Origin of the sequence: Natronorubrum halobium (assembly GCF_051351675.1) — an archaeon.
GTDB lineage: Archaea > Halobacteriota > Halobacteria > Halobacteriales > Natrialbaceae > Natronorubrum.
Genome location: NZ_CP195595.1, coordinates 2286189 through 2307326 on the forward strand (window position 1 = coordinate 2286189; position 21138 = coordinate 2307326).

Consider the following 21138-nt stretch of genomic DNA (forward strand, 5'->3'; position numbering starts at 1 on the left):
CAGTAGCGAACCGAGCGGCTGGTTCTGCAGGCATCGGGCCGAAGGTCACGCGAGTCGGACCCGGTCGATTTCTGACGGCGGACCGGCGACGCTCGACGGCAGATACCGACGGAACCGCGTCCGGCACACTGTGACACGACTCACGTGATCAGACATGCTGTGGCACAACCCACGCGATCAGCTACACTGTGACACGACCCACGTGGTCCATCACAGTACACCTCACTCGGTGCAAGAGCCGCGGATTCGTCGATCGGACTTCCGAGAACGAGACCAGTAATACTCGCTCTCGTGCGTTCGACAGCCAGTCTGTGCCTTCGATAGCCTCGAGTGGATGGTACATCGATCGAGCAAACGAACTGTCAGAAAGCGGTTCGAACTCATGCCCGAAGACGGGCGCGGAACCACCGCCAGCCGTCGGCGGCGATCGGTGCACCGTCGATCAGCCAGAGCGCCAAGACGGCGACACCGAGTCCGAGCTGGAGGGCGATCGATGGCGTCAATCCGCCGGTGAGCAGCTCGTTGACGTACCGGAAGAAGTAGCGGGCAAAGTGGTCCAGAAACCCGCCGTGATCGCCCGTTGGTGGCGACTCGAGCGGCCAGAGGACGGCGCTCGGCTTGAGCCTCGAGCTCTCGCGTAACGGGTCGTAGATATCGGTTACGAGATGTGAGCCGTACGCGAGTGCGAACGCTCCGGCGAGCGGCCGATCGCCGCGTCGAGTGGCCACCGCGTACACCGCGAGACAGACGACCGGAACGACGAATATCGAGTGACCGATCGAGTAGCCGGTCTCCGTGATCTCGAACGTCCAGGCGAGGGGCTTGTCGACGAGGTCGGGTATCTGCGAGCCGAGTCCGACGGCGATCGCCTCACGACCCGTAGGAGGCCGTCTGAAGACCGCTTTCGCGAACAGGGAGTACAGGACGTACGCGACGGCGAGGTGCTCCCACGGCCACATCTATTCGACCTCGATCGGGAGGTGGATCACCCGATAGGCGTTCTCGCTCGTCGGCTCCGACGGCGGTTCGTCCTCGTAGAGCAACAGTGTCAACCGGAGGTCTTCACCCTGCATCGACGGCGCGATCTCGAGCGTCTGTTCGGCCGTGTCTCCGTGGGCGACCGTCGCCGACTGTCTATCGAGTTCGGCCGTTTCGTTGACGGTCACGTCGTCGCCATCGTCGCTCACCCGCTCGAGCAACGCCACGGTCGTGTAGCTGCGTTCCTCGTGTTCCTGATTGGTGATCGACACGCCTAGCTCGGCGGTCTCACCGGAAGTGTACGTCGACTCGTACATCGTGTCGATGTCGCCGTTGACGTCCTCGGTCTCGGCGGAAAATTCGGTGAACCCGTCCTGCTGAGGCGGGTTCGCGATCGCGAAGCCGGCACTCGCGACCAACAGAACCAGCGTGACGACGATCGCCACGTTGTACGGCCGAGTGTTCGTTCGTGAGTACGCGGTCGGTTGTGCCGGCGTGTGGAACAGCGACACCGACGAGAGCGACGGCGCGAATCGGTGGTCCGGCTGACACCGATAGCGAGAACCGATAGCGAGCACCGATAGTACGACCGTGAACAACGCAATCCCGGAAAGGACCGTTTCGAGCATCAAACCCCTAGGGGTTGCGGACGAGAGAAGGGCAACCAGTGGAACGGTTGCGACACTAAAGATGACCGACAGTATCGCTCGCTCGACCGCCTCGAGTCCGCCGGTGACGACTAGCGGGTTTCCGAGCGCGGTTTTCTCGTCGTCGAACGGCTGGTACTCGTCGGTCGGTTCGTCCGGGAACAGCGCAGAGACTAACGCATAGCCCGGAAGAAAGCAAACGAGCGGAACCAGTGCTACCGTTCGTACGACGCCGCCCACTCCAGAAAATATCGCGAACGTACTGATGCCAGTGATTGCGATGACGGCTGCCAGATCGAAATACCACCACTGATTGTCGCTCATGACGTAGTCGATAGGAGCACGAGTGGTTTATTATCGGCACGGTAAGCGGCCGATCCAAGGGGGAGTCAGCCAGCTGTCTGACGCCGATATACCACAATCCCGACATAGATTTCGCTTAAGTCTCTTTCGCCGGTTCTGAACGATCCCACGAGAGACAACGGTACCAAATTCGGGTAGATGGTTTGCAATATTTCTAGCCTGGTACGGGAAATAAAGAATATTGATAGATGTCCGATTATGCCATATTCGGCCCATATAGGCCGTCTATAGCAGATATGAAATCACTAGAAAAGAGATCAGGATGTGTGAATTTAAGCAAACTGTGGATATCCCAGATATACAGTTCCAATGGTTTATTACCCCCTTCTGTTTACGGGAGATTGGTGCGATGAACGCGACATATATCAGCGAAAAAGAACAGAGTGAGCAGGGCTCGGATGGTGACGCTGACCATCCATCGGAAACGCCTGCGTTTTCGAAGGACGAGATCTTCCACCTCTTGCAAAACGAACGTCGTCGAATGGTTCTGCAATACCTTCGCGGTACCGAAGGTCCGGTCCGCATGCGCGATATCGCAGAGCAGGTCGCAGCATGGGAGCACGATACGACCGTCGAACAGCTCACATCCACGCAACGCCAGCGCGTCTACATCCCGCTCTACCAGTCACACCTGTCGAAACTCGACGAAGCGGGTATCATCGACTACCAGAAAAACCGCGGCATCGTCGAACGCAAACCGCTGGCGAATCAGGTCGATCAGTATCTCCAGATCGAGCCGATGGACGCATCGACGGCCGAGCAAGCGACCGACGAAAACTGGGACGACTACTACATCGGCGCGACAGTCCTCTGTTACGTCCTCCTCGTCGGTGCAGTCATCGAACTGCCGTTCACCTCGTTCCTCTCGGGGATCGCGTTGAGCGCGTTGATTCTGCTCCTCTTCTCGGTGTTAACCGTGAGCCGACTCGTCAACCGATAGCGGCCGACTAACTGACACCCGCCGCCACTACACGACGAACGCCATGGCGACGAAAATAACCGCGCTCAGAAGGATGATCGAAAGAAGCACGAGAACGCCAACGGACGGATTGCCCAGGGCTGTTCGTGAGCCGGACGACGCGACGGCGATGCCGGCCTGCGCGTTCGGCTGCAGGTGTGACGGACGCTCGACGATGCCTTGGGACTCGTCGAACACAATATCGCCTGTGGCGTCGAGTTTAGGAAGCCGATCCTTGTGCAGCCGCTCGTGGACGGTCGCCCACGTCTTGACCGGTGGCCGTGCCGGCTCGATCAGCTGATCGGCGACCTCGTCGACGGTCGCTGGTGTACTCATCTCCTCGAGGACGGCCACCAACGCGGCATCGGATTCGGGGATGAAGCTTGCTGCTCGTCGCTGGGACACAGACGTATCTCCTGTGACCTCGCTCGGCGGAGAGTGATAGATCGTCACTCCCGTGGACGTATCGGGGTCGTCGGAACCCTCCTCGGGGGAATCCTCCGATGAAGAGCGAAACCAAGGCGGCGTCAGACGCATATTCCGCGCTAAAACTGCACAGCATATAAGTATTGTCTCGGTTTACCGGCTGCAAATAATCTACCCCGTCGTTAGAAGGGTTTCGGTCGGTGTTCTATCTCGTCGAAGTGTATCGGTGAACGGGACTCTCCCGCTACGTCATCCGATCGTCGTCTGCGGTGGTGACAGCCACGGGATCGACCGGCCCCGCGAGTCCGTACAGCACTCGAGCCACTCGCGAAGATCGACCAGCCGGAGTTTGTGTCTGGCGGGGAGTTCGTGGACGTGCTCGGCGTCGGAAAGCAGCCGCCGGTCGAAGTCGTGGCGCTCGAAGAGCGTCTGTCGATCGGGCCACGGTGGCTGAAACGACGAGAGAAACGGGGTCTTTCGACGGGCGAACCGCTCGATCTCGTTGAACAACATCGTATCGTACGGGCGGTCGGGCGGCCTGTGTCGCAACACGTCGCCGTCGAGCCGTTTACACGCCTCGAGGAACGTCTCCGTCGTTCGGTATTCCGGGGGCGTCCGGAGGTGCCAGTCGACGAGTTCGCGGTCGGTCGCCAGAAACGACGTCAAGAACTGATCCGAGAGGTGATTGTGAAACGGAATCGACGGCTGGTTGGCGATGCCGACGCAGGTGAGCGTGTTCTGTACCGTCTGTGCGCGCTCCCCCCTCGCGTCGAACTCGGCGTCGATCGCCTCCCTGACGAACGATTCCGGGTCCACGTCGAACGACGTCCGCTCGGTGAGGTCGAGACTGGCCTCGCGACTGTAGCCGAACTTCTCGAGGAGCGACTCGACGGGGTCGGGGTCCGGGTCGAGGCGGCTCATCGGGACGCGCTTCCCGAGGACGTCGACCGTCTCCTGTGCGGTGAAGTGGCCCCGGAAGAACGTATCACAGAGGAGGCCGTGATACATCGTATCGACATCGATTTCGTCGGTGTAGCCGGCGTGGTGGATGTGCAGTGACTCCTTGATCCCCTGTGAGTACTGAATCTTCGACTCGTCGGGGCGGAGATAGCGCTCGTCCGGCGAGAACGCGGTGTGGCTCGCGTCGTACTGTTCCGCGAGGCGTTTCGCGCCCTGTACCTCCTGTGCGTCGGGTGACCCGACCGTGTAGCTGTGGTCGATGCCGGACACCTGCGAGAGGATGATCCGCGAATCGTAACCCGCCGAGAGGAGCACGCCTTTCTCCCCCGGGAGCGCCGCTCGCCGTCGAAGTGCTCGTTCCAGTCGCTCGGCGAGTTCGGCGACGTAGTCGAACTCCTGGGGTCGATAGACGAACCGCTCGAGCGAGTCGACCGACCCGGCCGTGAGGAGACTGTCTATCGGGAGCCGACGCAGTTCCGTGACGGCCATTTTCTCGCCGAGGGTCACCCCCAGATGGAGAAACTCGAGGATGCCGTCCCGGTGGAGCGTCGGGTCCGCGACGGGACGACTGACTTCGGCGGGGTCGGTGCCGAAGACGCGGACGCCGGGATCGTCGGTGTAGAAACACTCCCGGGAGCGGACCGCGTCGGTCGCGACGAACGCCTCGCCGGTCGCCGCGGAGTCGAGCACGGCGACGTACGAGCCGTTGAGTTCCGAGAGCGCGTCGCGGCCGTTCGTCTCGTAGCGCTCGAGGAGCCACCGGGCGGCGTTCGACGTCTCATCGGGGACGTACACCTCTCCCCAGACGACACAGTAGCCGTCGTCGCCGGCGTATCGGGCGCTCCAGCCGTGAGTTCCGAGATCGGAATCCCTGATACCGACCGTGATGGTCGAGCCAGCGAGTACCTCGTCGAACTCGTCACTGGATCTGAATCGGTCGAACGTCTCGATACCCCCGAATACGCCGAAGAGTTCCCTATTCATCGTCGAAGATCACTGTAGTGCCGACGTACGAGAGACGACGACCTGATCGATCGCCGGTCGCCACGCACGTACGCCTGATTGGTTCGTCCTCCGAACGGAACGTCGTTAACTATGCCATTGTTAAGCGCCGGAACGGCCGTTCAGCGGCGATCTGAACGATCGAGGATTGCGACTATCGAATCTATAATAATGGGGTCGCTGTCGATAGTTTCGACTCGTCTATGCCACCCAACCGAACGACGCGACGACGAGTCCTCGCACTGTCCGGTGCAACCGCGGCCGCTGGCCTCGCGGGGTGTACCGATCGCCTCCAGTCACTCACCGGCAGTTCCGACGGTGACGACCCTTCGGAGGAGGAGGAGGGAGAAACCACGTCGCGTGCAGCAGCGCTCGCCGACGGTGTCCCGTCGCTCGAGACCGAGTACAACAGCCGCGAACAGTACCGGCAGCCGGGAGCGTCCTTCGACGACTTCAGCAATCTCGACGACTGGGAGGTCGTCCAGGGCTCCGGGGAGGCCGACGAGGACGTCGTCTTCGACGGCGATCAGAGCCTCAAACTGACGTCCGACAACAGCGAGAACGTCATCGCACAGCGGGACCTCATCGGCGAGGATTTCTCCGAGACGGACCTCTCGTTTGCGATCCGAACGACGACGCCACAGAACATCACGATCAACCTGCGACTCGTCGACCAGTTCGGCAGCGAGCGAGTGTACTCGCTCCGCGAGATTACGTACCGCGCCCCCGACGTCGGCTGGTTCCGCTCGAGCCCCGGCGTCTTCGAGGAGAGCGAGTTCGAACCCGCGATGGATTCGCTCGACCGACTCGAGATCCAGGTCCTCCACTCGATGGACGAGGCGGAGGTCTGGATCGACGACCTGCGAACCCACGAAAAGCCCGAGCAAGGCTACGTCATGCTGGTCTGGGACGACGGTACCAGCGACTACTACGAGACGGCCTCGCCGCTGCACGACGAGTACGGGTTCCCGGCGGTTCAGGCCCCGGTTCCCCGATGGGTCGAACAGGGCCGAGAGGGCGTCATGTCGATCTCCCAACTCCAGGAACGCCAGGCGGAGGGTGACCAGATCGTCGTCCACGGCACACACACGGCCATTCACGAGTACGAGGACGACGAGCGGACCGAGAACAGGCTCCGGCAGGACAAACAGTGGTTCATCAACAACGAGTTCGAGGGCGCCGACTACATCGTCTACCCGCACAACAGCTACGACAGATCGAGCCTCGAGCAGAAGACCGGCTACCACTACTGCGGCGGCTTCAACCAGGCGGGCAACGTCAACACGACGAGCGTCTACGGCTTCGATCCGCTCGCGTTGCCGCGGACGATCGGCCACGACGTCGACATCGCGAAGCGCTGTGTCGACCTCGCCGCCGAACACAATCAGTGTACGATCCTGAACTTCCACGAGTTCGAGGCGAACAACACCATGCCGGAAGACGCCTACGAGGACCTCCTCGAGCACATCGACGACGCCGACGTCGAGGTCATTACGTTCGACGGCCTCTGGGAGCTTCGAACCGCACAGCACTACGAATAATTCGTTCCACCGTCGACAGCCCGGTTGCTGTTTCTCGTCGATCGACTCCGAATCAGGCCCGTTCGTCGACCGCGAGTTCGGGGCGGTTCCGGAGCCGAGATCGCGTTCGGCCGCGTCCGCAGTCACAACCGTCGAAAACGATTTCGACGTGAGCGACCGCTCAGTTCGCCGAGAGCGTGATTTCCTCCGTGGCAGTCACTCCGGCATCGTCGGTCACGCGCAACACGACCGAGTGATCGCCGTCCGCACTGATCGTTACCTCGAGCGTCTCACCGGTCGCGTCGAAACAGCCGTCACGGCCGACGTCCCACTCGTAGCAGACGAGTTCGCCGTCCGGCGCGCACGAACACGAGCCGTCCAGGACGACCGTCTGCCCGGAGTCGAGCGACAGTTCGTCGGCGCCGCTCGGATCGGTCGTGATCTTCGCAACCGGTGACTCGCGATCCGGCGTGTCGGCGCCGTCCTCCGTCGTATCGTCGGGACGCTCTTCGACTGGCTCGTCCGCGTCGTCGGTCTCCTCCGGCCCGCCGTCGGCTTCGTCTGCTGGCTCGTCATCTGCGTCGTCTGCAGGCTCGTCGTCGACCTCGTCTGTGTCGTCTGCTGGCTCGTCGTCGATCTCGTCTGTCGACTCGTCAGTGTCCTCGTCGCCGGGGTCCTCGGGAGCGTGACCGTTGTCGGGGACCTCCTCGGGGAACAGTTCGTCGGTGACGAGTCGCTCGACGATCACCGAGTGCCACTGAAGGCGGCTCTCGAGGTCGACGTCGGTCGACAGCGTCTCGACGAGGTACGCGTCGGCGCCGAGGTCGCGAGCGGCCTTGTGAACGAGCAGGCCCTGTGGATTGCTGTTTGGCCCGGAGAACCGGCCGGTCTGGAACGCGAGATCGGGATCGTCCACGTAGTTCGCTGTAACGTAGTCGACGGCGTCCGCCGCCGTCGCCGGGGCTCCGCCGCCGTCCGAGTGGAAGATCGCTTGCCCGACGCCGTCGACGGGATCACCCGCGTAGATACCCGTCGATTCGTGGAGGTCGACGACCACGTCGGGGTCGGCCTCGGCGACGACGTTCCAGATCGCCCGTGCGAGTTCCGTCTCGGGTTCGCTGCCCTCGTGGAACTGCCGGTTCAGGTCGCTGCCCTCGTCGTCCGTCCGCGTTCCGCGCTCGATTGCGACGGCGTTCGCCTCCGGAATCGTGACGAGCGTGCCGGCGTCGATCGTCCAGTCGGCGACCTCGTCCGCGGCGACGTAGCCGGCGACCTCGTTGCCGTGGACGCCGCCGACGACGACGACCGTCGGGCCGTCCGCTTCCGCGGTCGTGACGTAGACCGTCGTTTCCTGTTCCGTTCCGTCGAGTATCTCGAACGACTCCCGTGAGACGCCCTCCTCGGTCTCGCTGCTCGCCGTGGTGACGCCGAGGCCCGCGAGGACGGAGCCCGCTGTAAGTGACAGTGCCGTTCGTCGTGACAGAGATTTCCGTTGCATCCGGTCCCGACTTCGACAGGACCGGTGTTTACTATCGCGAGAATAACCCACGAATTCATTTCCTTCCGTTCCTGCAATGGTTACCGTGACGACTCGAAGATCGTTTCAGCAGGGAAACGGTTCCACAGCCGACACGCCGGCCCGTTCTAACACACGCCGTGGCGTTCGTAGAACCGTCTGACTCGGTCGTCCGTCAGCAACGGCCCGTGGACCTGGATCGATTTGAGGCCGGGATAGCTGTTCGCCTCGATCACCGAGAACTCGCCGTCGTCGCCCGTGACGATGACGTCCCAGCCGACGTAGGGCACGAACGAACAGGCGTCCGCCATCTCGAGGATTCGCTCGCGAATGTGGTCCCAGCCGGGAACCTGCACGCCCTCGACCGGCGTCTTCGTCTCGGGGTGGACCGAGTGCCACTCGAGGTCGCCGTCGCCGGGCGGTTGCACGCCGGGGCCGAGTTCGCCCGTCTCGAGGTCGATCGCCGCGGAGAGACCGCCCTGCGTGAAGTTGTCCAGCGGGGCGGATTCCGACGTCCCGATCCGCTGGATCGCCGCGGCGACGAACGGCTCGTCGTTCTCCGCGTCGTACATCGTGATGATTCGGATGGTGTTCGGCGTCCCCGCGTAGAGCCCGTCCGCGAACGAACCCTGTTCGACGTACTCGCAGACGAGGTACTCCTCGAGGTCGGACACCAGCGATCTGAACTCGGCCTCGGCGTAGCGGTCACCGTTCACCCGGTAGCCGTCGTCCGCGCGCTCACATAGGAGGACGTTGTTCCCCCCACCGCCGCGGACCCATTTGAGCACCAGTCGGCCGTCGGACTCGAGTCGTTCGACGACCCGCTGGGCGGCGTTGCGGGTTTCCGCGGGTTCCCGTCGCTCGGCATCGCTCGAGTCCCGACGCTCGGCAGCCGTCTGCGGATCGGTTTCGTCCTCGCCCCCGTCCTCGGTCGGGACGACCGCGCCGCCGTCGGTCAGCTGTCGTCGACTATCGTCCCCGTCGACGGCGTGGAACGACCCGTTTCGGATCATGCCGTAGACGCCCATCCGGTGGGCGTCGAACGGCTGCATCACCCGGTGGAAGAGGAGTTTGTTCGACAGCGCGACCGACCACGTCCCGTTGATCCGCTTCGTTCGGACGAACCGCTGGTAATCGTTCAGATACTCCCGATGCGTCGCCTCGTCGATATCGTAGACGGCGTCGGAGCGGCTCAGAAAGCCGCGACGCCAGAGCCAGAGCCGACGGCGAATCGACGGCGAAGCGGCCGATTCGCGTTCGGTCGCCGCGAGATCCTGCAGCCCTCTGACCGTGTGGTAGAGTGTCCTGACGTTCACGTGTGTCCCTGCCGGAGAGACGGTGTTAGTTATCGATTCGACAAGACCGTTGCAGCCGCGAGAGTGATCGCAACATCGTTTCAGCCAGCAAAACAACAGATACTACGTCTTTCTTCGGAATCGTCAACGTTCGTGCTACCGGAACGACAGCTAGTCGGTGAACACGCGACGAGCGACCGCACCTCGCGCCAGAACGGTCGCGACGAAGACGAACGCGACCGTCGCGACGATCGGCACCGGTCGCCGTCGAACGCCGGAGCCGGCGGCCCAGCAGAGGCCCGGATACTGTCGTGGCGACGGCGCCGCCTTCCGGAGGTGCCACAGGCCGCGGAGGAGTCGTCCCTCCGCGAAGTAACACTTCGCGAGGATGAGCTGGTGGCTCGAGCGGATCTCGTAGCCGACAGCCTCGAACCGCTCGACTTCGTCCGCGTACATCGATAGATACTGCTCGTCGGCGTTTCTGATGACGTCCGCCGGCGGTATTCCCGTCTCCTCGCGGACGACGAGTTCCTCGTCGACGTACGCGAGGTTGCCCGCCTCGAGCACCCGGAGACAGAACTCGGGGTCCTGGAACCGGTCGAGTCGCACGTCGAACCCGCCGATCTCGCGGGCAACGTCGGTTCGGACGAGCAGCGTCGACCCGGCGCCCGGCTGGACGTTGTCCGCCAGAATCTCGCCGATCAGTTCCTCGCCACCTTCCATGGCGGGCTGGTCGTCCCCCCGAGCGAGGACGCTCGCCGCAGTCGACCGGAGCCAGCCGTCCGTTCCCGACAGCTCGAACACCGAATCGCAGTAGGCGCCGACCCAGTCGTCCGAGCGATCCTCGAGTGCCTCGAGTTGTCGCTCGAGTTTGTCGGACCGCCACTCGTCGTCGGAGTCGAGGAAGGCGACGTACTCGCCGCGGGCGTGATCGATACCCGTGTTCCGGGCGACGTTCGCCCCCTGATTGGTCGCGTGGACGACGGGCCGAACTCGCGGGTCTTCGTACCCCGCGAGCACCGAGTCGGTGTCGTCCGTCGAGCCGTCGTCGACGACGACGACCTCGAGGTCCTCGACCGTCTGTGCGAGCGCGCTGTCGATCGCTCGTGGAAGCGTCGTCGCTCTGTTGTACGTCGGGATGATGACGCTGACGCGAGTCATTTCTCGGTGCTAGCCGTCCGCGTCGCATTATTATCGAGTCGATAAACGCAGCGACACCGCCTCCTGACCGATCTCACGAGTCGACCGACCGGCGCAACGGACGCGTGACGAGACTGGCCGAAGGACACGAACCGACGCGCTGCGGGCCTAACAACTCTATAAGAAAGACCGCACGGTTCGTCGACGTCGGCAATGACGAATCGAAACCGACGATCGTTCGTGACTGCTGTTGCCACGGCTGGAACGATAGGCCTCGCCGGCTGCCTCTCGACCGTCCGCGAGTGGCGCGACGGTGGCAGCGAGCCGACGGCCGAGGCGCGGTCGCCCGACGACGACGACGACGGCTCTCTCGACCTCCCCGGCGAGTCGATCGAGGACTTCGAGGATCTCGACGGCTGGGCGTCGATGATCGACGCCGGCGACCTCGAGGCCGAGACGAACGCTCCCTACGCGGGATCGCAGTCTGCTCGCCTCACGGCGACCGAAGACACCGACCGAGCGGCCGTCTATCAGGTGCGCTCCGACGGCACGGATCTGTCAGAACGAAATCTCTCGCTGGCGGTCAATTTCACCGGTCGCGATCAGCTTCACCTCTCCCTCGAGTTGCACGCCCCGAACTCGCGGAACGCGTACGCGATGAATCGCACCCTCACCGGGCCGACCGATCGGTGGGTGCGCGTCGACTTCGGTACCAGCGGTATCGACGGCCAGCCCGACCTCACGGACGTCCGCGAGATCCGCCTGACCGCCCGCCGACGGGGCGATCAGTCGGGATCGATCGACTGTCGGATCGACGACCTCCGGGCCGTCGACCGACCCGAGACGGGAAAGGTACTGCTGTTGTTCGACGGCACGCTCGAGAGCCACTACGAGAACGCGCTCGAACCGATGGCGGACTACGACTTCGCCGGCGTCGAGGCCGTGATCTACGAGGCGCTGGGGGAGTCCGACCGGCTCACGATCGACGAACTCGGCGAACTGGACGACGCCGGCTGGGATATGGCGGCTCGGCCGCGAACCGGCGCGCGGTTCCTCCACGAGTACTCGCCGGAAGAACAGGAGGGCGCGATCAGGCGGACGAAGGCGTTCCTCGAGAACCGCGGCTTCGAGGACGGGGCGAGACACTTCGTCACGCCGCGGAACGTGCTCGGTCCGGAGACGATCGACCTCGTCAGGGAGTACCACGAGCAGGCGTTCCGATACGGTGGCGCTCCGAACGCCCTCCCGCTGACGGACCCGCACAACCTCGGGGTCTTCTCCGGGACCGACGGCGAGACGACGAAACGGTACGTCGACCGCGCCGCCGAATACGGCCAGCTAGCCGTCTTGCACTTCGAGCACATCGGCGAGGACGGGCTGTCGACCGAGGCGTTCGAGGACCTGCTCGAGCACGTCGACGACGCCGACGTCGAAGTCGTCACCGCATCGGAGCTCCTGGAGGGGAGCTGATGTATCGAGGAACGAGCGTCGGCGTCGTGATGCCCGCCTACAACGAGGAGGGGTTCGTCGGCGACGTGATCCGCGAGATGCCCGACTACGTCGACCGGATCTACGCCATCGACGACCGATCCACCGACGGGACCTGGGACGAGATCCTCGAGGCGGCCCGGGAGGACGCGAGTACGGACGCGACGAGCGACTCGAGGGAGGACGAACAACTCGTCGCCGACGGTGGATTCGAGGGGGGACGAGCGACTCTCGACCGCGGCGTCTCCGCGCTCGTCAAACGCGCGTCGGTACGCGACCCGATCGGCCGCGTCGTCCCGATTCGGCACCGCGAGAACCTCGGCGCCGGCGGGGCGATCAAGACCGGCTATCTCGCCGCCGTCGAGGACGGCGTGGACGCGACGGTCACCGTCGACGCGGACGGCCAGATGGACCTCTCCCGGATGCCCCGACTCCTCGACCCGATCGTCGAGGGCGAGGCAGACTACGCGAAGGGGAACCGGCTCCTCTCGAAGGAGTACCGGGCCGCGATGCCGCGGTTTCGGTTCGTCGGCAACGCGATTCTGACCTTCCTGACGAAGATCGCCTCGGGCTACTGGAAGACGATGGACCCCCAGAACGGGTACACGGCCATCTCGAACGACGCGCTCGAGGCGATCGACCTCGAGAACCTCTACGAGTACTACGGCTACTGTAACGACCTGCTGGTGAAGCTGAACGTACAGGACGTGCGCGTCGCCGACGTCGCGATGCCGGCCGTCTACGGCGACGAGGAGTCGAGCATTCAGTACTCCAGTTACATTCCGAAGGTTTCGACGATGCTGCTCCAGAACTTCCTCTGGCGGCTGAAGACGAAGTACCTCGTGCTGGACTTCCACCCGCTCGCGCTGTTCTACCTCGTCGGCGCCGGGTTGGCCGGTGCGGGCGTTCTCACTGCCGGCGTAGCGCTGATCACCGCGCTCTCGAGTCTCGGCGCACTGGTCCAGGGATCGACGACCGTCGTGTTGTTCGTCGCCGGCGTCGCGTTCCTGCTGTTCGCGATGGTGTTCGACATGGCCGAAAGCGAACGGCTCGAGACGCAGGTGCAGTAGCGGATATTCGAATACCAGTCGGTTGGAGTACGGTTTCGGTATTCAAGAGTACCTCTGAACTCGCGATCAGCATCGGCGAGGGACACACCGTTCGGTACAGACTAAGCGCGTATCCTCACTCAGACAAAGAACATCTGCGGGTTTCAAAAGTGAGGTGGGAAACGGGTTTTATCGGTCAGTTCACACCCATCGGTAGTCTCTATTCGATCTGAAACTCGTCCGTGTTCGGATGTTCAAACAGCGCTCCTCAGTTCGGCTCGAGGGCCTGAACACTCACCGAGATAAAGTAGACAAACATAAACAAGAAGAATCCGACGACGAGCGGAACGAGTCGCTGATCGATAACGGCGAGTTCCAGGAGTGCTGATACGGCGATTCCGCATACGAAGACCAGAATAACGAATACGCCGATCGCGTAGTAGAATCGAAGATCCGATTCGAAGTATTCTGTTACTCCCATGTTGGTCCGTTGATGACTGGCGGAGAAAAGGGTATTGTTAGTACCGACGCCGAGTTGCGCGTGACTCGTCTCGTCGGTTTCGAGGTCGTCGACGAACGCGATGGCGATCGAGGTATCGCTCTCGCCGTCATCGGTGGCGACGGTCTGTCCGTCCGCCGTTCGGTGTCCGTCCGCCGTTCAGACCGCCAGCACCGCCAGTCCGGACAATCGGTTACCGTCCCGGTAACGGTCGACGTGTACTCCCAACCGTCCGGCACGCTCGAGGGCGCTCGATTCCCGCTTCGTCGAACGGCCACACGGTAGCAACACGCCGACCGCCGAACGCGGTTTCGAACTGACACCGACCGCAGAACGGTGGTCGTCAGCTGACGGAGAGAACGGAGCGGATGCGTCTCGAGAACGACCTCGAGAACGCGTCGTCCCGCATCAGGGCGAGACCAACAGCACGTCCGACCCCAGGACCCCCAGTGCGATCCCCGAGACGAACAGCGACAGGCCGGCGACGAACAGCAGATGCTGATACCAGCTCCGCGTCCGTCCGTCGCCATCGCTCTCGAGTCGCCCCTGGATCGACTCGGCCCTCGAGCCGATCGGCTCGGGGAAGATCGACAGCACCTCGAACGGCTCCGCCGGGTCGAGCGCGCCGACGAGGAGCGCGAAGCCGACGAAGATCGCGAACCCGGCCGGCGGGACGACGGCGAGCGCCAGCCACGGACTCGAGAGCGCCGTCGCGAGGGCGACGATCGGGACGCCCGCGAGGGCGGTCGTCAGCGCGATCCGACCGATTCGGGCGTCCGCGAGCGGATCGAAGCCGACGCGTCGCGCGCTCACGCAGTGGAAGACGAACATCGTCCCGTAGCCGACACTGGTCGCGGCGGCTGCACCGTGCATCCCGTAGCGCGGGATGAGCGCGAAGTTCAGGACGACGTTGATCAGGGCCGCCGCGCCGGTCGCTGCGACCGGATACCGGAGCGTCCCTTCGCCCTGCGAGACCGCGAGGATCGGCCGCGCGAGCGCGAAGCCGATCGCACCCGGGAGTAACAACAGGAGCGGTTCGATCGCCGGGATCGCCTCGTCACCGAAGTAGATCGGCACGGCGACGTCGGCCAGCGCCGCGAGGCCGACCGCCATGACGGCCGTCAGGAGGAACGTGTACCGGGTCGCCTTGGACGCGAGTTCCGAAATCTTCCGGTGGCGATTCTGCGACCAGAGTTCGGAGGTCGAGTGGACGAAGACGGTCTGGATCGCCAGCGGGACGAACCAGAGGAACTCCGCGAGCGTCAGTGCCGCCCGATAGTTCCCCACGTCCGCGCTCTCCCGAAACCGCTGGAGCATCACGATGTCGATGTGATAGAGCGACATCAACAGGAACACGAGGACGATGCTCATCGAGTTGAACGTGAGCATCTGCTTGCGCGGGAACCGCTCCGTCGGCTTGCTGTAGATACACGACAGCGGGATTCGACGGTGGACGATGACGAGTCCGGCGACGGCGACGAGCAGACTCGCGGCCAGGTGTCCCGCGAGCGCGCCCATCACGCCGAAGCTGTACGCCAGCGGAATCGCGACGACGACGAACCCGACCTTGTCCAGGATCTTCAGCGGCTCCGAGTATCGCTCGAGGCCGAATCCCATCAGCGTCTTTCGGGCGTAGTCGCGAAACTGCGCCGTCACGACGAGGAGGGCGAGGACGTAGAAGTAAATCGTGAGTTCGTCGCCGAACGCCAGACCGACGAGTCCGAACTGGGCGGCGAGTATCAACAGGACGGCACCGACGGCGGCGAGGCCGATCGCCAGCCGGAAGTAGAACCCGACGACGTGTTCGCTCCAGTTCGCCGCGTTGCGATCCTCGGCGAGAAACTTCCGGACGCCGTCGGTGACGCCGGAGCTGACGAAGATCATGTAGATGGCGAACACGGAGAGCAGAAACGAGTACTCGCCGAAGCCCGACGGGCCGAGAAAGCGGTACAGAAGCGGCGTCGAGAGCGCGGTGAGTACGAGCACCACGACCTTCGCGCTAACGACCGAAAAGACGCCGCTCGCGATACTTCGGTTCACGCGTTCACCCGGGAGCGTTCCAGCCGAGAGCCGACGGCCCCCCTCGCCGACGTTCGTTCAGCGTCCACCGTGCTCACAGTGGTGAAGAGTGGCGACAGCGAGGCGTTATTATACGGGTGTTAAACGGCCACTCGAGGGCGTTACGGGCACTTTCGTTGCAGCCGTATCGACCTACTCGTAGCTGTTCTCCCAGGTCGTAACCCCGCTCGCACCGAGGTCTCGAATCCCGTCGACCAGTCGATTCTTCTTGAACGTCGGGTCCTCCGCGGACGCGTAGAGGCAGACGGCCTCCTCGTTGCCCGACGACTCGAGGACGGAGTCGCGAACGACCGTGTCGGTGCCGAGATCGACGTACGGATACTGGCTGGCGCGCAGTTCGCTCCGGTAGACGGTCAGATCGCTGCCCATGTTGACGATCGCGTTCCGATCGGCGCCGTCGCGACCGGGCTGACTGACGTCGACGTGGCTGAACCGGCAGTTGTCTCGCTCGCAGCGAATTCCGTCGCGGAAGCCACTGTCGTCGCCGGCTTCCCCCGAAATCGTGACCTGCTCGACGAGTACCTGTTCGGTCCTGTCGCTGTCGCGGATCCACAGCGGATAGCCGCCCGCCGTCTCGTGGGTGATCTCGGTGTCGGTGATCACGGTCTCTCCGCAGTCCGGAGAGAGGACGATCCCGTGGTTTACGTCCGAACCGCGCAGGTCGACTCGCGTGTTCTCGATCCGAGCGCTCTCGCAGGAGTTCATCACCGAAATCGCGTGACTGGTCGGCATCGGCGAGGTAACCTCGACGGCAGCGCCGTGGATCTCGACGTTTCGTCCGTTCTCGATCCGGATTCCGCGCTGCGTTTTGTCCTCCGGTCGCGTGTCGTCGACTTCGACGGTCGGCCACCGAATCTCGCTGTTCTGTCCGCCGACGCGGACGTTCGCGCCGTTACTGTTCCGGTAGAGGCCGCCGTGGACGACGATCTTCCCGTCACCGCCCGCCGCGTACAGGCCGTTGTTCGGGAAGCCGCCGAGCCAACAGCGCCTGAACTCGAGCGTGCCCGCGTTCTGATTGGCCTCGATACCGATCGGACCGCGCCAGCGGTTGCCGGCGTAGGGCGTGTTATTGACCCAGGCGGCCCCGTCCGGCGCGCGGAAGCGTTCGACGATCCCCCAGCCGTCGGGATCGGTGACGTTGAACAGTCCGGGACCCCACGTACCGCTGTCGTGTTCGCCGTGGACGGTAACGTCGCGCACCTCGAGTCGGTCGGCGACGTTGGCCTCGATGACCCGGATCCCAGTGTCGGGAGCCCGCTGGTCGACGTCGAACCCCTCGAATCGGAGGTGACTGCCGGGGCTGTACGAGACGCCGAGCCGAAACAGTCTGTACTGCGGGCCGGCGAAGTCGTGATAGTTCGCCGGGACCAGCGTCGCATCGTCACCCACGACCCCGAAGTTCTCGAATCCGGTGAACCGGAACTGTTCGTCCATGTAGTACCGCCCCTCCGGAAACACGAGCAGCGTGTCGTCCGCCCGTAGGTCCTCGAGAACGGAGGTAATCGATTCCTCGCCAGTGTTGTCTGCACCTGCGTCGACGACGTCGACGACGTTCCGGTAGTCGTCCTCGTACTGAGCGTACGGTTCCGAGGCCGCTCCGGCGGCCGACGTCAGACCGATTCCAGCGGCCCCGGTGGCCGCAACACCACGCAAAAACGTCCGTCGTGTTCGGGAATCTCTCGATTCGTGACCGTCATCCCAACGGGCCGACCGAGCTTGCAGAGAATCCTTCCGATTCGAACGCCGCATACCACTTCGTTCCGACATTGATAGTCATTTGTTTTGAGCAATGAAGGGGTCCAGTATCTATGGATTCGGATAGCAAGCTTTTAAGTGCGAAATCGAGCATCGTCAGTGTAATACTACCAACATTAACAACTGATACAGACGATTTCACCTCGTACAAGTGACGGATATAGGTCCGAAAACGCTCGTATTCGGACGTGTACGGATGCCAGGTTATCACCTAGCTAAGAATACAGATATCAGTCATCGGTTCGAATATGGGTACGGGTGCACCCTATGGGATACGGTCGTGATCGGTCGGCGACCGGCGAACGGAGTTACAGCGGTAGCGAGGCGAACGTTCATCGGCAAGGCCGAAGCGGCAGGGCCGGCAGGTCGTGGAACGCAACGCGGTCACCGTCGCGGGTGATCTCGGTGGCATCCGCAGGGACAGCGACAAGGGGCGGTACGTCAACGACGAGACCCGCAAGATACCGTTCGCCCGCCTGCTCAGCCACATCGAGTACAAAGCCCACGACGCAGGTATCGACGTGCGATCGGTCGAGGAGTACGACGCGTCGAAAACGTGCAACCGCTGTGGCTGCGAGGGCTTCCGCGAGACGCAGGGACGCTTCGCGTGCCCCGAGTGCGGACTGGACGGCAACGCGGACGAGAATGGTGCGTTCGAAAACCGAAGATTTTCGGATGCGTGCGAATCTTCGGTTCGCAACGCGCTGAACATCGGCAACCGAGCCTCAGGCGAGTTCTCGAAACCGCTGGCCGAGGCGGAACCGTACTGGCACGGGCCGAAACGCAGGTCGTCGTCGCGTGCGACGACGACCCCGCGAACCGCTCCGTCTTCGTGGGTTCAACCCCCAAGGGGACCCCCACAGCGTTAGCCGCGGGAGGATGTCAGGCCCAGTTGCTCGGCGTGCGATCGTTCTCGAGCGTGGCGGCGATCAACTCCGAGACGGCGCGTCTGAGTCGCTGGGAGACCGCCGAGTCCGAAATATCGAGCCGTTCGGCGAGCCCGTCCTGCGTGATCCCGCGCGGAATGTCGTAGTAGCCGGCGTAGTACGCCATGAGGAGAATCTCGTGTTGTTGCTCGGTCAGGAAGTAGGTCCCGTTGTCGGACACCGAGAGGTCGTACAACTGTTTCACGCGAAACGAAACGCCGCGGTCGCGACTCCAGGCCCGGAACGCGGTCAGCGCGTCACGGTCCGGCAGATGCACCCGTGCGACCCAACCCCGTTCGGCGCTCGTAATCGTGAACACGAACAGCCCATCCTCCGCACACCGATCGGGGACGATTTCGACGTCGGTCTCGACCGCTACGCGGTAGATCGCCCGATTCTCGAAGGTCGCGACGCGCGTCGGATTCGAAACGGTGTGGTCGGCCTCCATCGCTCCCTCCAGGGGCGCGTACGCGTCGCTAAAAACGGAGACGAACTGCAGCGTTCGATCGGTGGTCGTCGCGTCGTACTCGTATCTCACCGTTACGTCGGGATAGCGCGCTATCGTCGGAGCCAACACGAAATCGTCGTGAACGAGGTGGACTTCAGCGATAAATCCCATAGACCCGTGTCTCGTGTGGTGCGACCGACGGTCCATACTTATTGATCGCGTAACCGGCCGTTGCAGCGGTCGAAACCGTCCGTAGGTCGGTCCACGGGATCAGTTCAGGTAGCCGAGATCGGCCAGGCGATCGGTCACGTCCTCGTCCGGTGACGTTCGCTCGCCCTCACCCTCGTCGTCGTAGGCCGCGTACGACGCCGAAACGACCGGCTCCACGACCGGAACGACGTCTCCGTCCATGCGGTCGCTGTACGGGACTCCCATCGCAGCCAGAACCGTCGGTGCGACGTCGAAAATGTGGGCTCGATCGAGCGACTGGTCGTCGTCGATCCCGTCGCCCGTCGCGACGAAGATCCCGTCCAGTTTGTGATTCCAGGGCTCGGCCGGGCCGAAGTAGTCTCCGTCGGCGACCTGTTCGGAGATCATGTGGTCGAACCCGTTTGGGATCGTCACGATGTCGACGGTGTCCTCGACGTAGTCACCGTGGAAGTAGCGCTCGCGCGGCGCGACCGTCTCGAAGAACGGCTCGCCGTCGGGCGTTTCAACGGTACGGAGTTGCCGAATGAGCCGCTCGCGGAGTTCGTCGTACTCCTCGGGCGAAACGACGCCCGACGGATCCCGCCCCTCGAGGTTGATCCGGACGCCGAGTTCGGTTCGCGCACGGACGTACGCCTTCGACTCGGCGAAGTCGACCTGCTCGTTCGCCGTCCGAGAGACGCCCCCCGGCGCGTACTCGACCGCGATGTCGGCGAGACCGACCCGTTCGAGCGTGGTCCTGATCCGACGGGCGGTGATGCCGAACTTGGCGGCGACCGACGCCGCTCGGGCAGCCGTTCCGGGCTCCCACGTCTCGCACTCTTCGCCTTCGCGGAGTCGCCGCCGCATCGGCGTCCAGGAGGGCATCCCCTTGCCGCCGGTCGTCATCTCGAGGTAGCCCTCGTCGCGGAGGAACTCGTTGATCCGGAACTCGTAGCCGTCGTACGGTCCCATCCCGTGATCGCTGACGAGAAAGACGCGGTCCGGGTCACAGGTCTCGAGAATCTCGGCGAGCTGTTTGTCGGTCGCCTCGTAGACACGTTCGACCATCTCCTCGTCGCCGTCGAACTCGTGGAAGACCGTGTCCGTCTTCTGGAACTGGACGAAGCCGAAGTCCGGTTCGAACTCCCCGACGAGATACTGGAACGCCGCGCCGCGCATTCGGACCAGCCGCTGATACTCCGCGATCTTCGCCGCGTCGGAGACCGTGTCGTCGTCTCGCGTGTACTTCGGATAGACGCGGTAGTCGCCGATCGCGTCGCGAACCTCGTCCAGCAGCCCCTCGGGGTGACAGGCCGGATCCTCGGGGCCGAGAAAGCCGGGAATCACCGCGCCGTCGAACTCGTCCGGCGGGTGCGTGACCGGTGCGTTGACGACGACGCTCGAGCGGTCGTGACGGTCCAGTAGCGTCCAGATCGGGTGCTCGTTGACGTCGTCGTTGTTCGTCACGTGCCAGTCGTAGCCGTCGTAGCCGACGAAGCCGACGACGCCGTGTTTTCCGGGGTTGACCCCCGTGTAGATCGACGGCCAGGCGCTCGGCGTCCACGGCGGAATCTGCGACTCGAGCGGCGCGGTGACGCCGTCCGAACAGAGTCGCTCGATCGTCGGGATCCGGTCGTCCTCGAACAGTCGCTCGAAGACCGGCAAACAGCCGGCGTCGATACCGACGAGCAGGGTGTCCAGTCCGCTCGAGTCGGTCGCGGTAGTCGTAGTCGATACGTCGTCGTCACGGGAAAACGTCCCAGTCATCGGTTCAGTGCCTCTCCATTTTCACTAATGTTCCGTTCGCCCGCCGGCGAACACGTTCCGCCAGCGGTGTCGTTCGTTCCACCACGGCTATCTATCCCCGGAGAGGAAGACATCGGACTTCATTATCTGGCCG

The 21138-nt window shown here is 63.5% G+C and carries 18 protein-coding genes; 6 read left to right on the forward strand and 12 right to left on the reverse strand.

The features are described from left to right. Positions 1-380: 380 nt before the first annotated feature. Both ACSFC7_RS11360 and ACSFC7_RS11365 read right to left on the reverse strand, forming a co-directional pair. A complete protein-coding gene (locus ACSFC7_RS11360; protein WP_436347794.1) occupies positions 381-959 on the reverse strand; it encodes a metal-dependent hydrolase in 579 nt (192 codons plus the stop codon). Continuing rightward, positions 960-1949 carry a DUF1616 domain-containing protein gene (locus ACSFC7_RS11365; protein ID WP_436347795.1) on the reverse strand — a complete coding sequence of 330 codons (990 nt, stop codon included), beginning with the start codon at positions 1947-1949 and terminating at the stop codon, positions 960-962. Between the two features lie 388 nt (positions 1950-2337). On the opposite strand from ACSFC7_RS11365, the gene ACSFC7_RS11370 reads away from it, so the two are divergent. Continuing rightward, positions 2338-2928, forward strand: a complete 591-nt coding sequence (locus ACSFC7_RS11370; protein ID WP_436347796.1) for a DUF7344 domain-containing protein — start codon at positions 2338-2340, stop codon at positions 2926-2928. A gap of 27 nt (positions 2929-2955) precedes the next feature. On the opposite strand, the gene ACSFC7_RS11375 is transcribed toward ACSFC7_RS11370, so the two are convergent. Together ACSFC7_RS11375 and ACSFC7_RS11380 are read right to left on the reverse strand one after the other, a co-directional pair. Next, positions 2956-3483, reverse strand: coding sequence for a hypothetical protein (locus tag ACSFC7_RS11375; RefSeq protein ID WP_436347797.1), 528 nt, complete (start codon positions 3481-3483; stop codon positions 2956-2958). Positions 3484-3621: 138 nt separating this feature from the next. Continuing rightward, positions 3622-5316, reverse strand: coding sequence for an asparagine synthase-related protein (locus tag ACSFC7_RS11380; RefSeq protein WP_436347798.1), 1695 nt, complete (start codon positions 5314-5316; stop codon positions 3622-3624). Between the two features lie 221 nt (positions 5317-5537). Between ACSFC7_RS11380 and ACSFC7_RS11385 the strand changes: the two genes are divergently transcribed. Continuing rightward, positions 5538-6875 carry a polysaccharide deacetylase family protein gene (locus ACSFC7_RS11385; protein ID WP_436347799.1) on the forward strand — a complete coding sequence of 446 codons (1338 nt, stop codon included), beginning with the start codon at positions 5538-5540 and terminating at the stop codon, positions 6873-6875. Positions 6876-7035: 160 nt separating this feature from the next. On the opposite strand, the gene ACSFC7_RS11390 is transcribed toward ACSFC7_RS11385, so the two are convergent. The 3 genes from ACSFC7_RS11390 to ACSFC7_RS11400 form a co-directional block, all read right to left on the reverse strand. After that, the gene (locus ACSFC7_RS11390) at positions 7036-8352 is read right to left on the reverse strand and encodes a PKD domain-containing protein (protein WP_436347800.1); all 1317 of its coding nucleotides are present in this window, start codon (positions 8350-8352) and stop codon (positions 7036-7038) included. A 146-nt stretch (positions 8353-8498) separates the two neighbouring features. After that, the gene (locus tag ACSFC7_RS11395) at positions 8499-9686 is read right to left on the reverse strand and encodes a sugar-transfer associated ATP-grasp domain-containing protein (protein WP_436347801.1); all 1188 of its coding nucleotides are present in this window, start codon (positions 9684-9686) and stop codon (positions 8499-8501) included. Between the two features lie 150 nt (positions 9687-9836). Then, positions 9837-10826: a glycosyltransferase family 2 protein gene (locus tag ACSFC7_RS11400; RefSeq protein ID WP_436347802.1), complete on the reverse strand. Its 990-nt coding sequence runs from the start codon at positions 10824-10826 to the stop codon at positions 9837-9839. A 192-nt stretch (positions 10827-11018) separates the two neighbouring features. On the opposite strand from ACSFC7_RS11400, the gene ACSFC7_RS11405 reads away from it, so the two are divergent. Both ACSFC7_RS11405 and ACSFC7_RS11410 read left to right on the forward strand, forming a co-directional pair. Next, positions 11019-12275, forward strand: a complete 1257-nt coding sequence (locus ACSFC7_RS11405) for a polysaccharide deacetylase family protein (protein ID WP_436347803.1) — start codon at positions 11019-11021, stop codon at positions 12273-12275. Then, entirely contained in the window at positions 12275-13363 is a 1089-nt protein-coding gene (locus ACSFC7_RS11410; protein ID WP_436347804.1) for a glycosyltransferase family 2 protein, read from the forward strand. Before ACSFC7_RS11405 ends, ACSFC7_RS11410 begins: the two co-directional genes overlap by 1 nt. Positions 13364-13610: 247 nt before the next feature. On the opposite strand, the gene ACSFC7_RS11415 is transcribed toward ACSFC7_RS11410, so the two are convergent. After that, on the reverse strand, positions 13611-13823 hold the full coding sequence (locus tag ACSFC7_RS11415; protein WP_436347805.1) for a hypothetical protein: 213 nt from the start codon (positions 13821-13823) through the stop codon (positions 13611-13613). A 12-nt stretch (positions 13824-13835) separates the two neighbouring features. Between ACSFC7_RS11415 and ACSFC7_RS11420 the strand changes: the two genes are divergently transcribed. Next, positions 13836-14126 carry a hypothetical protein gene (locus ACSFC7_RS11420; RefSeq protein WP_436347806.1) on the forward strand — a complete coding sequence of 97 codons (291 nt, stop codon included), beginning with the start codon at positions 13836-13838 and terminating at the stop codon, positions 14124-14126. Between the two features lie 123 nt (positions 14127-14249). Here the strand turns inward: ACSFC7_RS11420 and ACSFC7_RS11425 are convergent, their stop codons facing one another. Further along, the gene (locus ACSFC7_RS11425; protein WP_436347807.1) at positions 14250-15881 is read right to left on the reverse strand and encodes a flippase; all 1632 of its coding nucleotides are present in this window, start codon (positions 15879-15881) and stop codon (positions 14250-14252) included. A 171-nt stretch (positions 15882-16052) separates the two neighbouring features. Then, positions 16053-17687 (reverse strand): right-handed parallel beta-helix repeat-containing protein, encoded by a 1635-nt coding sequence (locus ACSFC7_RS11430; RefSeq protein ID WP_436347808.1) that lies wholly within the window; start codon positions 17685-17687, stop codon positions 16053-16055. Positions 17688-18043: 356 nt separating this feature from the next. Between ACSFC7_RS11430 and ACSFC7_RS11435 the strand changes: the two genes are divergently transcribed. Continuing rightward, positions 18044-18544 carry a zinc ribbon domain-containing protein gene (locus ACSFC7_RS11435; protein WP_436347809.1) on the forward strand — a complete coding sequence of 167 codons (501 nt, stop codon included), beginning with the start codon at positions 18044-18046 and terminating at the stop codon, positions 18542-18544. A gap of 13 nt (positions 18545-18557) precedes the next feature. On the opposite strand, the gene ACSFC7_RS11440 is transcribed toward ACSFC7_RS11435, so the two are convergent. Together ACSFC7_RS11440 and ACSFC7_RS11445 are read right to left on the reverse strand one after the other, a co-directional pair. After that, positions 18558-19220: a helix-turn-helix domain-containing protein gene (locus ACSFC7_RS11440; RefSeq protein ID WP_436347810.1), complete on the reverse strand. Its 663-nt coding sequence runs from the start codon at positions 19218-19220 to the stop codon at positions 18558-18560. A gap of 99 nt (positions 19221-19319) precedes the next feature. Continuing rightward, positions 19320-21005: an alkaline phosphatase family protein gene (locus tag ACSFC7_RS11445; RefSeq protein ID WP_436347811.1), complete on the reverse strand. Its 1686-nt coding sequence runs from the start codon at positions 21003-21005 to the stop codon at positions 19320-19322. Positions 21006-21138 lie beyond the last annotated feature (133 nt).

Bases quoted from the DNA above. Each gene is read 5' to 3' on its own strand.
- ACSFC7_RS11360 (WP_436347794.1), bottom strand. From the start codon at position 959: ATGTGGCCGTGGGAGCACCTCGCCGTCGCGTACGTCCTGTACTCCCTG.
- ACSFC7_RS11420 (WP_436347806.1), top strand. From the start codon at position 13,836: ATGACTGGCGGAGAAAAGGGTATTGTTAGTACCGACGCCGAGTTGCGC.
- ACSFC7_RS11440 (WP_436347810.1), bottom strand. From the start codon at position 19,220: ATGGGATTTATCGCTGAAGTCCACCTCGTTCACGACGATTTCGTGTTG.
- ACSFC7_RS11415 (WP_436347805.1), bottom strand. From the start codon at position 13,823: ATGGGAGTAACAGAATACTTCGAATCGGATCTTCGATTCTACTACGCG.
- ACSFC7_RS11390 (WP_436347800.1), bottom strand. From the start codon at position 8,352: ATGCAACGGAAATCTCTGTCACGACGAACGGCACTGTCACTTACAGCG.
- ACSFC7_RS11445 (WP_436347811.1), bottom strand. From the start codon at position 21,005: ATGACTGGGACGTTTTCCCGTGACGACGACGTATCGACTACGACTACC.
- ACSFC7_RS11385 (WP_436347799.1), top strand. From the start codon at position 5,538: ATGCCACCCAACCGAACGACGCGACGACGAGTCCTCGCACTGTCCGGT.
- ACSFC7_RS11370 (WP_436347796.1), top strand. From the start codon at position 2,338: ATGAACGCGACATATATCAGCGAAAAAGAACAGAGTGAGCAGGGCTCG.
- ACSFC7_RS11405 (WP_436347803.1), top strand. From the start codon at position 11,019: ATGACGAATCGAAACCGACGATCGTTCGTGACTGCTGTTGCCACGGCT.
- ACSFC7_RS11410 (WP_436347804.1), top strand. From the start codon at position 12,275: ATGTATCGAGGAACGAGCGTCGGCGTCGTGATGCCCGCCTACAACGAG.
- ACSFC7_RS11380 (WP_436347798.1), bottom strand. From the start codon at position 5,316: ATGAATAGGGAACTCTTCGGCGTATTCGGGGGTATCGAGACGTTCGAC.
- ACSFC7_RS11430 (WP_436347808.1), bottom strand. From the start codon at position 17,687: ATGTCGGAACGAAGTGGTATGCGGCGTTCGAATCGGAAGGATTCTCTG.
- ACSFC7_RS11400 (WP_436347802.1), bottom strand. From the start codon at position 10,826: ATGACTCGCGTCAGCGTCATCATCCCGACGTACAACAGAGCGACGACG.
- ACSFC7_RS11375 (WP_436347797.1), bottom strand. From the start codon at position 3,483: ATGCGTCTGACGCCGCCTTGGTTTCGCTCTTCATCGGAGGATTCCCCC.
- ACSFC7_RS11365 (WP_436347795.1), bottom strand. From the start codon at position 1,949: ATGAGCGACAATCAGTGGTGGTATTTCGATCTGGCAGCCGTCATCGCA.